The sequence below is a fragment of the Thermogemmatispora sp. genome, from assembly GCF_019683755.1.
Taxonomy (GTDB): Bacteria; Chloroflexota; Ktedonobacteria; order Ktedonobacterales; family Ktedonobacteraceae; genus Thermogemmatispora.
Map to the genome: position 1 here is coordinate 1 of NZ_JADGHT010000121.1, position 12,402 is coordinate 12,402.

The following is a 12,402-nucleotide window of genomic DNA, read 5'->3' on the forward strand; positions in this document are numbered from 1 at the left end:
CTATGGGGTGGTGACCATGGTGCTGGCTTTCTGGTAAGTCAGAAGGAGCCTTGAGGACAGGGCAGCCGAGAGCTGGGGCGGTCTCTTACTATACCTTGCTTACCTGCTGAAGATGTGATATAGATTTCCTGCACTAGAAATTTCAGTCATCGGGATATGAGCGCATGGATGAACCGATACAGGCACTGGCCCCGCGCGTCAGCGATTGCTTGAAGGTCATCTATACCATGCAGGAGCGCGGCCAAAAGGTCTCAACCTCAGCAGTAAGCGAGCGTCTGGGGGTCAGTGACGCCACTGTGACCTTACTCTTCAAAGAGTTCGCGAAGGCCGGCTGGGTCCAGCATACCCCTTACCGCGGCGTCTGCCTGACCCCGCTGGGAGAGCGTAAGGCCAAGGAGGTCATTCGCCATCATCGGCTGCTGGAGCTCTACCTGGCGCGTGAACTGGGCTATAGCTGGGACAAGGTGCATGAGGAAGCCGATCGCCTGGAACACGTGATCTCGGAAGAGTTCGAGGAAAGACTTGACGCTCTTCTTGGCTATCCAACTGTTGATCCCCACGGTGATCCAATTCCCAGCAAGGAAGGGGTCATTGCCCAACGTCCTGGTCAGCCTTTGCTGCAGTTAGCTGAGGGGCAATCTGCTCGCATCTTGCGCGTTAATGACCAGGACGCCGCAAAACTACGCTATCTAGGTCAGATGGGCCTCTATCCCGAGGTACGTGTACGTGTCATTGAACGAGTGCCCTTTGGAGGGCCTTTGCGCATCCGTGTCGGTGAGGAGAGCGAGGCGGTCGAGCACCTGCTGAGCGCCGAGCTGGCTGAACAGATTACGGTCAGCCTTCAGGAGGATGAAGATGACCCCTCGGATCGCCTCCAGCCAAGCCTGTCATCTTGAAAGAAACGGAACGCTGAGGGCGCTGATCAGGTCTGCCGCCAGAGCGCTTCACGGATTTCCTGCGCGCACCAACAGCAGCGGCACCGTCACGCGCCCTACAAGGCGAGGAGCCACGCTACCGCTCAGCAGGGCATCTAGCCCCGCCCGACCGTGGCTGGCTAGCACAATCAGATCGATCTCCTGACGCTCCAGCAGCTTGACCACCTCTAGCACGGTCTCGCCTCGCAATACTTTCCCCTGGGCCTTGACTCCCTGGCTCTGGCAGGCAGCAGCAACTTGCGTTAGATAGGCATGCGCCCCCTGCTCGGCTAGATCGAGCACAGCACGCATGGTAGCAGGTAATAAGGCCCCCGAGACCGCTTCTCCCCCCGTCAGGGTTGCCAGTGTTGGAATGACAAAGACTAGAAGGAGTTCGGCCTCAAAGCTGCGCGCCAGGGCAATTGCCGCCGGCAATCCCGGCTCATGCTCCGGCGTTCCGTCGAGCGGCACCAGGATACGCCTCAGCTTAAAAGGGGGTACGCTACCGTCCTTGCGCGGCTGAACTAGCCAGAGGGGACAAGGACCACGCTGCAGTACCTGTTGCGCAATGCTGCCAAAGAGGAGATCCCGAATGCCTCCATTGCCGTGCGTGCACATAACTACCAGGTCACTTCCTAGCTCCTGGACGTGCTCTACAATGCCGCGCGCTACGTTCTGCTCTCGATTCTCGTGGACATGCAGGGAGACTGCGAGAGCTTCGGCCCGGAGCCGGGCCGCTACCGCCTCAAGGTAGCCGGTGGCCTCAGCTACGTCGCGCAGATGGCGCTCACCGTGCACCTGGGCCGGAGGGTGCTGCTCCAGGATATGTAGCAGAATAACTTCAGCCTGATAGCGCTGGGCCAGGGCCACTACGCTTGGGAGCACTACCTCAGCCAGGCGCGAGCCGTCTAAAGGGACAAGCAGCCTCTGCCTCTCGCCCTGGCAGGCAAGATTAACCTCACGCTGCTGCTTTACAGGCTCGTCGAAGTCATGTCTGTTATCTCGCTCGATAGTTTGTTGCTGACTATAGTCGCTTTCTTCCCGCCCAAGAACCAGCAACATGCCATCAGCCTCCTGTAAAGACTTGATATAAGAGAAAGACATTAAGGGCAATGATCAGAGCGGCCACTAACCAGGCCAGCGCTGTCGTCGCTCGGCTGTTGACTAATGTTCCCATGATATCACGGCGCTGCGTAAAAAGAATCAGCGGCACGAGAGCAAAGGGGATGCCAAAACTGAGCACCACCTGGCTGATTACCAGCGTCCTGGTTGGTTCCAGACCGATCAAGATCACAAGTAGAGACGGCAGCATGGTGATAAGACGCCGCAACCAGACAGGAATCTGCCGATGGAGAAAGCCTTGCATGATGACCTGGCCCGACATGGTTCCCACCGTCGAAGATGAGAGACCAGAAATGAGGAGAGAAAGAGCAAAGACCCAGCTCGCGGCACTCCCGAGCAAGGGCTGGAGAGTCCGATAAGCTTCTTCAAGTGTGCCGACCTGCCGTAAGCCGGCCTGAAAAAAGGTACCCGCCGCCATGATGAGCATGGCAGCGTTGACAAAGCCCGCCATGCTCATCGCGATGATCACATCGAGAATCTCGTAGCGGAAGAGCCGTCTCAGCTGCAGCGGATCGCGTACCACGATCCTTCTTTGGGTGAGGGCCGAGTGCAGATAGATCACGTGGGGCATAACGGTCGCGCCGAGAATGCCGGAGGCGAGCAGAATGCTCTCAGAGCCGGAAAATTGCGGCACCAGGGCATGATAGGCAATGGCTCCCCAGGCCGGCTTCACCAGGACCGTTTCAATGACATAACAGAGGGCGATGACACCAACTAGCGCGCTAATGACGGCTTCCAATGGGCGAAAGCCATAGCGCTCTAGCCCCAGAATCAGAAAGGTCACGGCGGCGGTGAGGAGTCCACCGAGCAAGAGAGGCATGTGGAAAAGGAGCTGAAAACCGACAGCAGCTCCAAGGAACTCAGCCAGATCAGTGGCCATCGCGACAATTTCAGCCAGTAGCCACATGGCCCAGACAATCGGCTTCGGGAAATAGCTGCGACACATCTCGGGCAGGTTGAGCCCGGTGGCAATGCCTAGTTTGGCAGAGAGGGATTGAATGAGCATGGCCATCAGGTTGCTGGCGACAATAACCCATAGCAGTAAGTAGCCAAAGCTGGCTCCGCCCTGAATGTTGGTCGAGAAGTTGCCAGGATCAATATAGGCGACGCTGGCGATGAAAGCCGGCCCAAGAAAAGGCAGTACCCGCCGCAATAGTCCGCGCTTTGTTCGCCCACTTAAAACCTCGTTGGCTGCCTGGATGGTGCCCTGGCTCCCAGCTCCACCGTTAACTGCCACCTTCGAGGATTCAGACCGCATCATCAATGGCTCCTCATGCGTTCTTTCTGACAGAAAGTGGTAAGAGGAAGAAATCGGCGCCGCGACTGGCACAGACCCGCCTCCAGCCAGTCAGGAGGAGGATGTTAGCTTAGACTGGGCGGCCCGCGGACCCGCTCGCTTTCCTCTCCCCTTTTTAGCACCAATTTTATCTAAATAAAAATTTATTTTTTCTTCCCTTAAAAGGGAAGTATAAGTCTGGGGAAAGCCTTTGTCAAGGGCAAGATGGTTTCCGCTTCTAGCGGAGCGTTGGGAATTTTCACAGTAGCTCAAAAATCGGGAGCTTCCCTCTTGACAACGGCCAAAAATGCAAGTATACTTACTTCCGTAAGTTGACATTCCACAAAGAGTTAGTGAATTAGTCTGATAGCAGGCCTGGCAAGCGATGCTGGTCCTGAGCAGCAATCAGGGAGGTGAGCGCTATGGCGGAGAGAACGATAGAGGCCCTCTTGCACCTGCGCTACGCTGGTCGCAGTGAGGAGCTACTCCTGTCGAAGTTGGGCCTGTCGTGGCAAGCTTCGGACGCCGAGATTAAAGAGGCCGTAGCGCGTCATCTCGACGTCGCTTGCGATCGGCTAGCTTCGTACGTGGTAGTACGCACCAACCAGGCGATCATCGTGCGTCCGGAAGCCCTCTACGGCTGATGGCGCGCTGTATTTCCCGAGTAGGGTAGCAGATAGAGATTTGAGGCGCACTCTGACCGATGGAGCTTACATACAGGCTCGGGTCGAGCCGGAACCTTCGCTGAACTTAGCGAAGTTGAGACCTGCTCTTTCGACTTGTGCGCCTCGCTCATCTCTCCCTCAGAGCAAGGGTCTTCTCACGCTGGAACGCGCTCTGACGAGAAGAGCGTACAAACTCTTTATCGGTCATGCCCGTGTGGCCTGGCCAGCCAGTGTTCTGGAAGCTCTTTTGACTCGCACGTTCCAGCGCTTTCGTTCCCTCGCCGCCAGCTACCAGGCTATGGCTCTTATTTCCGAGTTGGAACGCGCTCTTACCGAGAGGGCGTACAAACTGGCTCTTGAGGTCGCGGGTTCGAGTCCCGTCAGTCTGCTCAGGCTGTAGCTCAGTGGTAGAGCACAAGATAATAAGCTCTTTCGACTTGCGCGTTCCAGCTCGCTGTGCTGATCAGGCTGCTTCAGTTCAGCTATTACCCGCGTGACAGAAGCGGCGCTGCTTGAATAGAGGCCCGGCGTCCTAACGCTCTGGCCCTGCCGCTTCTCGCTCAGACTGCCACCTAGCGGTAAGCTGTATTTGCCTGGCGCGCTCTCACCGGGTGAGCCTACATACTTTTTTGGTGTACCGCCCTTGTGGTGGTAATGGGTTCGAATCCCATCGGCGCGCTTTTGCAGCGCCGGGAATGTGGAAGCTCACTCAACTTGCGCGCTCTGAGCCTGGTGCTTGGGATTGGCCATCCCCAGGCACCGGCTTTATTTCTGTCTAGCACCGTGGCGCGGTAACCGGGTCAGCCTCACATCTGGAGCACTCCCAGCAATCTGTCTGATCAGGGTCACAGCGCTTCGCGGCTGGGGCCACGGTGCGACGACTGGTTTGTCCATCTGGCTGCCCACTGGTCTGTTTACCTCTGCCATGTTCTGGATTCTATCGATAAGGGGATGGTGACTCTATGACTCAGCTTCCTCCCGGACAAGAGCAGGATGTGCGGGTCCAGATCTTGAATTCGTTCCTGAGTACACCGCATGGCAAACTGCAAGATTTGGCGTCTCTCCACCGCGATGCCCTGGAGCGCGATCCGCTATTCTATGGCCATCTGGCCCCCTGGTACTTTGAACATGGCGAGGTACGCGATCACAAAATACTCTTCGTGGCCCATCTGGCCACCAGCGCCTTCCCCGAGTTTCGCGGGGCGGCCTGGGTCCTGTTGCAACGCCTGGCTCCTTATGAAGTGGCGCGAGTGCTCGACCACACGAAGCAGGTCATCGGTAAGACCCCGCGTTCGCTGCGCAGCGCCATTCAGCACTACCTGCGCACACGCGAGGCCAATCCGCGCCAGCTTGATGGGGCGGTACTCCGCGCCCGCTCAGCGATGAAGCATCTCTACGCTAGCTTGCGCATTAAGCCTGGACCACGGGCACAGGCGCTGCTCTTCGATGAGCAGCCTCCTGCCGATAGCCCCCAGGCCGTGCTTAAGCGCCTGGCCAAGTCGGAGAGCGCAGAGGAGCAGGCTCGCTTGATCATCGAAGGCGGTATCCCGTATATCACGGCCATCGGCGCTGTCCGTACTATCACTCCTGGACTGCTTGTCGCCCTGATCAACGCCATGTCACCCCAAGAGGTCATTAATACCCTGGCTGCGCTGAAGCGTCGCGGCGCCTTCGACCACCCGGAGGTCAAGGCGCTGATCGATCAGAAGCTGGCCGCAGCTTCTAGTGATCAGCGTGTCTCGACGATGAAGGTGAAGAAAGCCATTGCAGCCGCTCAGCCCGACGAGGCTACGACTCGCAGTCTGTTGCGCATCGCCGATGAGCGTGTGGCAAGCAAGGTCGTCATCAAGCGACCAACGGCGCTCTTTGTCGATAAGAGCGGCTCGATGACAGAGGCCATCAACTTGGCCAAGCAGTTGGCTGCCTTGATCAGCGCTGTAATCGAAGCTCCTTTCTATGTCTATGCCTTCGATACCGCCGCCTTTACGATCCAGCCCCCTGCCAGCACCAGGCGTCCGACGCTCAGCGACTGGGAGCAGGCTTTCAAGTTCGTACAAGCCCAAGGTGGCACCAGTATCGGTGCTCCGTTGGGCAAGATGACCCGCGAGCATGTCTACGTGGAGCAGATTATCATCGTCACCGACGGCGGCGAGAATACTCCTCCTCTCTTCCACGCGGCGTGGCAGGAGTACCGCCATGAGCTTGGCATCGGCCCATCAGTGATTCTGGTGATGGTCGGGCAGCATAGCCCACAATTCCAGCGGCGGTTGACAGCAAGCGGCATCGAGGTAACCAGCTACCAGTTTACTGGAGACTACTATAGTCTGCCGAATCTACTCCCTTTGCTGGCGCAGCCAACCCGCGCCGAGCTAGTTGAGCAAATTATGGCCTACCCATTGCCACAGCGGCCACCTTCTTCCTCAACGCAGGTGGCCACTCAGGCGTAAGTGGCCACTGTCGCATGGCGACCCTGCTCTCAACGCGGTCACGCTCCTGGGCTATGGTGCTGGCTGGAGAGAGGCAGCTCCCAGGGGCGTGATCCCTCTGCAACTTGGAAGAGGTGGCGGTTCTTCACGCTTGCAGTCGCTGAGTGGCCAATACGAGGTGTTTAGCGCGCACTGGTTGCCGCCAGCGTCGGACTTCCACGTCATTGACTGTTGGTATTAAGATGCCTCCAGAGGCCCCGAATTGAGCAGCATTGCTCAGCCCTGGCAGGTCCTCATTCGGCCTCCCGATTCTGGCCATGCTTCCAAGCGTTAGTAAGCGAAAACGAGGCTCTGTCATGCCCAACCAACGACCACAGTCCTCATCACGCCGCGAGCTTCTCCATCTGGTTCGCCGCTTGAGCGCGGCGGCGGAGCACTTGCGCCAGCAGGAGATTGTTGCTCCGCTCCTCCCCGGAGGACGCATTCGCACCCGCATTGAAGGACTGGTCTATGAATTTAAGGTGCGCACTTCTTTTGCTGGATGGGGACGCTTTCGTCCCTGTAATGAGGAGGAAGCTGAGTTAATTGGAGAAGCTCTTCCTTGGCAGCGAGGGGCTTACCTTGAACTTTTGCCTGCTCTGCGCATGATTCTGCTCTGGCCCGTTTCAGGTCCTCGGGCTACCCAGGTCGGGCTTTGGTTGGCGCTGCCTTTTAACTCGAGCGATGCCCAGCAACGCTTTGGCTTCCCTTATGAGCCGCTGCCAGTTTTGCTGTGCGATCCTTTCAACGGTGCCGAGGCCTTTGAGCGCATTATTGCACGCGTTGATGGCCACACCCTCTGGTTCGATAGCGCTGATCCGCGGGCTGATCCGACGCACGCGGCCTGGCTACGCGAGACTAGCTCTGCTCCCGAAGGGGAGCAAGAGCACTTTCCCGCTGGCCTGACCGCCTCAGAGCGCCGAGCGTTGCTGCTCTGGGATCTCCATCGTCTGGAAGAGGAGACCCTTGGCGCGGGATCGCTGGTCACGCGCCCCGATGCTGATCCAAACTCAGAGACCAGACAGCGAATGAGAGGAGGACGCCTGGCCTCCCCGGCTGGGCAACAGCTACCGGAGCACCTGGCACAGCTCCCAAGCCGTCGAGCGCAATTGGAGTGGCTGCGGCAGGAACGCCAGCGCCTTGAGCTGACTGAGCGCCTGCGCCATGCCTTAGCCAAGGCCGGCGCCGTGCTCCATAGCTATACGTTGCTCCCCGCTTCCTCTGGGTCGACAACAGAGATTCTCGTCGAGTGGAGCGAAGAAGGACAGTCCTATCGCTACCGCTCCGTGATTGATCCTGAGCTAACGGTGGTCTCCAGTGGCATCTGCCTAAGGGGACGCGACCGCGACTTTGATCTGACAAGCATTGTGAGCGTGATGCGTGAATCGCCCTGGAGCGAGGAGGAGATAGCAGAATGAATGGAGACAGGCTTAACCCACATAGTCCCTTTTTCCATGAAGAACGCTATGCCCCTCTGGCCGCCGTTGCTGAGCGGCAGATTACCATTTGTGGCGCGGGCGCACTCGGCGCCAATCTCGGTGAGACACTGGCGCGTATGGGCTTCCAGCACCTGCGGGTGATCGACCATGATCGCGTCGAGATGCGTAATCTGTCAACGCAGCCGTACCTGCGCGCGGAGATCGGCGCCCCCAAGGCCCGCGCATTAGCCGCTACACTTTATCGCGCCGTCCAGGCCCGCCTTGATCCAGTAGTCGCTATGCTCACCTCAGATAATGCCGTGGAACTGCTACAGGGAAGCGATCTGATCGTGGATACCTTTGATAACGAGGCCGCCCGCGCTGCTGTGAGTGCTGCCAGCCGTGCGCTGTCAGTGCCATGTCTTCATGTGGGCTTTAGCGCCGATGGCCTCTATGGTAGTGGCGAATGGGAACCTGGCTACAAGCCTCCCCGGACGAACACAGGTGACCCTTGTGATTATCCGCTCACCCGTCCCTTCGCCGTGCTGTTGGCCGCTCTGGCCGCGCGGGCCGTTGCCGATTTTCTGCGCCAGCAGATAGCCTACACCTTCGAGGTAACCTGGAACGACTTGCGTATCGTTTATAGTCCTGTCCAACCTTGACGCAGGCAGACAGACAGCACAGGCGTGGGAACTGAGGCCCTCTTTGTCTCCAGTGGCAGCCCTTCAGGAAAGCGAGGTTCCAGGAGATGAGTGATCTGTCCTTTCACCAACAGGCTCTGTTTACCATTGCCAACCAGACAGCTGTGATCACCGGCGGCACCGGTGTGCTGGGAGGGAGCATGGCCCGCTTTCTTGCCAGTTGCGGCGTTCGCGTCGCTCTGCTGAGCCGCCGCGCCAGCCCTACGAGCGAGATCGTGCGTATGATTCGCCAGGAGGGCGGCGAAGTTCTCGCCCTTCCCTGCGACGTGAGTGACCGCCAGGCCATCGAAAGGGCCGCCAGCGAGATCGAGGCGAGCTTTGGACGTGTCACGATCTTGATTAACGCCGCAGGTGGCAATCGAGAGGCCGCATCTACAACTCCACAGCGCTCTTTCTTCGATCTAAGTCCGGAAGCTCTTCACGACGTGATGACATTAAATCTTCTCGGTACCTTCTACTGCTGCCAGGTCTTCGGGCGTGGCATGGCTGCTGAGGGATACGGGAGCATTGTCAACATTGCGTCGATGGCTGCTTTGCGCCCGCTGACGCGTGTGCCTGCCTACAGCGCTGCCAAAGCCGGAATCGTGAATCTGACCCGCTGGCTAGCTGTCTATATGGCTCAGGAGTATAGTCCAGCTATTCGCGTTAATGCGATCGCCCCAGGCTTCTTCCTGACCGAGCAGAATCGCTCTCTCCTTGTCGATCCTTTGACAGGCGACTTGACTGAGCGGGGAGAGCGCATTCTCGACCATACCCCTATGCGACGTCTCGGTCAGCCAGAGGACCTCTTCGGTACATTGCTCTGGCTACTCAGCCCAGCCTCTGCCTTCGTTACAGGTATTGTCGTACCGGTCGATGGAGGGTTCTCGGCTTATGCTGGCGTTTAAAGCCCGCCTCGATCAAGGATCAGGAATTGATAATAAATAGCAAAGTGTGCGCTTGTTTTACTCTCGTGAAATGGCCGGATTCGCGTTGATATTTACACAGGATTGGGCTAAAATGTGACAGTCACAAGCAGATCAGGACCGGCAAGGCGGCACTCAATAATCCCTACGCAGAGGCGATTATGACAAAGCTGGAGACCTGGCGGAGACTGCTTGAGCAAATCATTGGCAATGCGCAAGAGCTTCAGCGTCTGGCGCAGGCCGTAGGTGTGAATAACATCACCATCGCCCGCTGGGCCAAAGGTCAGAGCAGCCCCCGCGCCGAGCATCTACGGCTGCTCTATCAGGCGGTGTTCCGTGCCCATCCGATGCTCGCAGAGCATCTAAAGCAAGCCTACCCGGAATTGCTAGGCGGTAGGCCATTAGCCGAAGACTCGGAAAACCAGCATATTCCTTCCGCCTTCTACCGTCGTATCCTCACCACCTGCCTTGAATGCGCACCGGCACTGCGCTCGGTCACCATGCGCAATCTTATTTTTCAGCAGATGCTAGGCCAATTTGATCCACATGAGCTTGGTGTCAAAATTAACCTGATCCTGTGTGTGCCTCCCCACCCTGCCAGCCAGAAAGTGCGCAGCCTGCGCATCGTCCAGGGGCGGGGTACTCCACCCTGGCGCTCAGTGCCAGAGCCGGAGCTCCTCCTGTCAGGAGCCGAATCGCTGGCTGGTCACTGTGTAGCTTCCGGCCATTATGCGGTCGTTCCGAGCCATGAAGATCTTAGCTACTATTTTCCCACTCACAGCGAGCCTTTTGCAGAGAGCATGCTAGCTTACCCCCTCTTACAGGGCGGCAGAGTTGCAGGCTGTCTTTCCATCGCCAGCACCCAGCGTCACTATTTTCGTCAGCCTCAGCTTGACCTGGCGCGAGACTACGCTTATCTTCTGGCTTTGAGCTGCGCGCCAGAAGAGTTTTTTGATAGCAGTCAGATTGAGCTAGGCCTCATGCCCTCCGCTGCAGAGCAGCGTCCTTATACTACTACCTTTGTGGGCCGCGTTTTAGAGCAACTGCGTCACGCAGCTCAGCACAGTATCCCCCTTTCACATACGCAAGCTGAGCTACTCGTGCTCCACGAGATTGAAGATGAACTTCTGCTCCTTGGTCAGCGCTGGCAAGGTCTCACTCTCAACTAGAGTCCTTTGCCAGCGCCGGCAGGCGACTAGCACAAGACGAGAATAGAAGACCAGCAGTAGCCCATCAGCATAAGTAGCCGCCAAAGTGGTAGAATGAAGGAGGGTAAGCAAACTGCTGGCTTTATGCTGCCAACGAGATCCCTGGTCCCCAGCAGGAGCATGGTCCTGGCCTTGAGGAAAGGGCAACCATCTTTATCGGCAAGCCGACCAAAGGAGAGCAATAGCTGATGCTGCTTGGTGCAGGTAGTACCAGCGAGACACTCACAGAAACCGAGGTAAGCAGCCTACTCCAGAGCGCTCTTGAGCCACTGGCACTGACCGGCAAACGCGTTCTAATCATCATTCCAGATGGAACGCGCAGCGCTCCTATCCCTCTCTTTTTCCGCCTGCTGAACGCACAACTCTACGGACGAGCAGCCCAACTAGACTATCTCATTGCCCTCGGGACCCATCCCCCTCTCAGCGAGGCCACCATCGCCTCGCTGGTGGGCCTCTCAGCCGCAGAGCGCGCTCAGATTTACCCTGGCCTGCGGATCTTCAATCACCAATGGGACCAGCCCGAGCTGTTGCATACGCTCGGCACACTTAGCGCCGATGAAGTCCTGCGGCTGACTGATGGATTACTCAGCGAAGAGATCGTCGTCTCCCTCAACCGCCGCATTCTTGACTATGACCAGCTAATCATCTGCGGTCCGGTCTTTCCGCACGAGGTCGCAGGCTTTTCTGGCGGCGTCAAATACCTCTTCCCGGGTATCGCTGGGCCAGAGATCATCAACACTACCCACTGGTTGGGTGCGCTTGTCACCAGCTTACATACCATTGGCCTGAAAGATACCCCTGTACGGCGCCTGCTGCATCGCGCTGCCGAACTCGTGCCTCGACCACTACTCGTTCTCGCTCTGGTAATGCAGGGGCAAAAGCTGCATGGACTCTATATCGGTGATTATCGGCAGGCCTTTGAGGCTGCTGCTGATCTCTCAGCTCGCCTCAATATCGTGACCCACCCACATCCCTATCACCTGGTACTGGCCATTGCTGCACCTTTCTATGCCGACCTCTGGACCGGCGCCAAAGCCATGTATAAGACTGAGCCGGTCGTGGCCGACGGTGGCGAGGTGATCATTTATGCCCCCCATATCACAGAGTTCTCCTATACCCACGGTCCGCTGATCGAGCGCGTCGGCTACCATGTACGCGACTATTTTCTTAAGCAGCCCGAGCGCTTCCGAGACATCCCCGGCACCATTAAAGCACACAGCACCCACGTTAAGGGAGCGGGCAGCTACAATCTCGCCCTTGAGCGCGAACTACCACGTATCCAGGTTACCCTCGCGACTGGCATCGATGCTGAACGCTGCCGGCGCGTCAATCTAGGCTATCGTGACCCGCGAACTATTGATCCGGCAACATGGCAAGGACGAGAAGCTGAGGGTATCTTGGTTGTTGAACATGCAGGCGAAGTGCTCCACCGCCTCCGCAGCAGTTGATGGGCCACAGACTTTCACTCTACTGAGAGCAAATAGAGTATCAATCGTATATCTGTAGAATACTTTTTAGCGAAAAATAGCACATAAATAAAGCAAGCAAGGCGAGATAGAAAATAGAGATCTGGCAAAGTAGATACAACAGACCATTCTGCCATCCCTCTCGCCTTGCTTGCCCCCTCCCAAGCCAACTTGGAGCGTCAGGAGTGCGCATCACACGCTTAGACTATCTCACGCTGGGCCAGATCACCACCCGCATAGGTCAGACACGTCAGACTACAGC

Annotated in this window: 10 protein-coding genes; 8 read left to right on the forward strand and 2 right to left on the reverse strand. The window is 57.6% G+C overall.

Going from position 1 to position 12,402, the window contains the following annotated elements:
• Positions 1-164 precede the first annotated feature (164 nt).
• Entirely contained in the window at positions 165-896 is a 732-nt protein-coding gene (locus tag IRZ24_RS09915; protein WP_297163310.1) for a metal-dependent transcriptional regulator, read from the forward strand.
• Positions 897-944: 48 nt separating this feature from the next.
• On the opposite strand, the gene IRZ24_RS09920 is transcribed toward IRZ24_RS09915, so the two are convergent.
• Positions 945-1,976, reverse strand: a complete 1,032-nt coding sequence (locus IRZ24_RS09920) for a universal stress protein (RefSeq protein ID WP_297163312.1) — start codon at positions 1,974-1,976, stop codon at positions 945-947.
• A 4-nt stretch (positions 1,977-1,980) separates the two neighbouring features.
• Positions 1,981-3,294 (reverse strand): Nramp family divalent metal transporter, encoded by a 1,314-nt coding sequence (locus tag IRZ24_RS09925; protein WP_366914268.1) that lies wholly within the window; start codon positions 3,292-3,294, stop codon positions 1,981-1,983.
• Positions 3,295-3,734: 440 nt separating this feature from the next.
• Here IRZ24_RS09925 and IRZ24_RS09930 point away from each other — a divergent pair, with 440 nt between their 5' ends.
• The 7 genes from IRZ24_RS09930 (at position 3,735) to IRZ24_RS09960 (ending at position 12,122) form a co-directional block, all read left to right on the forward strand.
• Positions 3,735-3,956, forward strand: coding sequence for a hypothetical protein (locus IRZ24_RS09930; RefSeq protein ID WP_297163315.1), 222 nt, complete (start codon positions 3,735-3,737; stop codon positions 3,954-3,956).
• Between the two features lie 983 nt (positions 3,957-4,939).
• The gene (locus tag IRZ24_RS09935) at positions 4,940-6,424 is read left to right on the forward strand and encodes a hypothetical protein (RefSeq protein WP_297163317.1); all 1,485 of its coding nucleotides are present in this window, start codon (positions 4,940-4,942) and stop codon (positions 6,422-6,424) included.
• A 335-nt stretch (positions 6,425-6,759) separates the two neighbouring features.
• The gene (locus IRZ24_RS09940; protein WP_297163319.1) at positions 6,760-7,860 is read left to right on the forward strand and encodes a hypothetical protein; all 1,101 of its coding nucleotides are present in this window, start codon (positions 6,760-6,762) and stop codon (positions 7,858-7,860) included.
• Positions 7,857-8,522 carry a ThiF family adenylyltransferase gene (locus IRZ24_RS09945; RefSeq protein WP_297163321.1) on the forward strand — a complete coding sequence of 222 codons (666 nt, stop codon included), beginning with the start codon at positions 7,857-7,859 and terminating at the stop codon, positions 8,520-8,522. Before IRZ24_RS09940 ends, IRZ24_RS09945 begins: the two co-directional genes overlap by 4 nt.
• Positions 8,523-8,608: 86 nt before the next feature.
• Positions 8,609-9,448, forward strand: a complete 840-nt coding sequence (locus tag IRZ24_RS09950; RefSeq protein WP_297163323.1) for an SDR family oxidoreductase — start codon at positions 8,609-8,611, stop codon at positions 9,446-9,448.
• Positions 9,449-9,627: 179 nt separating this feature from the next.
• Positions 9,628-10,635 (forward strand): GAF domain-containing protein, encoded by a 1,008-nt coding sequence (locus tag IRZ24_RS09955; protein ID WP_297163325.1) that lies wholly within the window; start codon positions 9,628-9,630, stop codon positions 10,633-10,635.
• A 227-nt stretch (positions 10,636-10,862) separates the two neighbouring features.
• Entirely contained in the window at positions 10,863-12,122 is a 1,260-nt protein-coding gene (locus IRZ24_RS09960) for a lactate racemase domain-containing protein (protein ID WP_297163327.1), read from the forward strand.
• Positions 12,123-12,402 lie beyond the last annotated feature (280 nt).

Bases quoted from the DNA above. Each gene is read 5' to 3' on its own strand.
- IRZ24_RS09915 (WP_297163310.1), top strand. From the start codon at position 165: ATGGATGAACCGATACAGGCACTGGCCCCGCGCGTCAGCGATTGCTTG.
- IRZ24_RS09920 (WP_297163312.1), bottom strand. From the start codon at position 1,976: ATGTTGCTGGTTCTTGGGCGGGAAGAAAGCGACTATAGTCAGCAACAA.
- IRZ24_RS09925 (WP_366914268.1), bottom strand. From the start codon at position 3,294: ATGCGGTCTGAATCCTCGAAGGTGGCAGTTAACGGTGGAGCTGGGAGC.
- IRZ24_RS09930 (WP_297163315.1), top strand. From the start codon at position 3,735: ATGGCGGAGAGAACGATAGAGGCCCTCTTGCACCTGCGCTACGCTGGT.
- IRZ24_RS09935 (WP_297163317.1), top strand. From the start codon at position 4,940: ATGACTCAGCTTCCTCCCGGACAAGAGCAGGATGTGCGGGTCCAGATC.
- IRZ24_RS09940 (WP_297163319.1), top strand. From the start codon at position 6,760: ATGCCCAACCAACGACCACAGTCCTCATCACGCCGCGAGCTTCTCCAT.
- IRZ24_RS09945 (WP_297163321.1), top strand. From the start codon at position 7,857: ATGAATGGAGACAGGCTTAACCCACATAGTCCCTTTTTCCATGAAGAA.
- IRZ24_RS09950 (WP_297163323.1), top strand. From the start codon at position 8,609: ATGAGTGATCTGTCCTTTCACCAACAGGCTCTGTTTACCATTGCCAAC.
- IRZ24_RS09955 (WP_297163325.1), top strand. From the start codon at position 9,628: ATGACAAAGCTGGAGACCTGGCGGAGACTGCTTGAGCAAATCATTGGC.
- IRZ24_RS09960 (WP_297163327.1), top strand. From the start codon at position 10,863: ATGCTGCTTGGTGCAGGTAGTACCAGCGAGACACTCACAGAAACCGAG.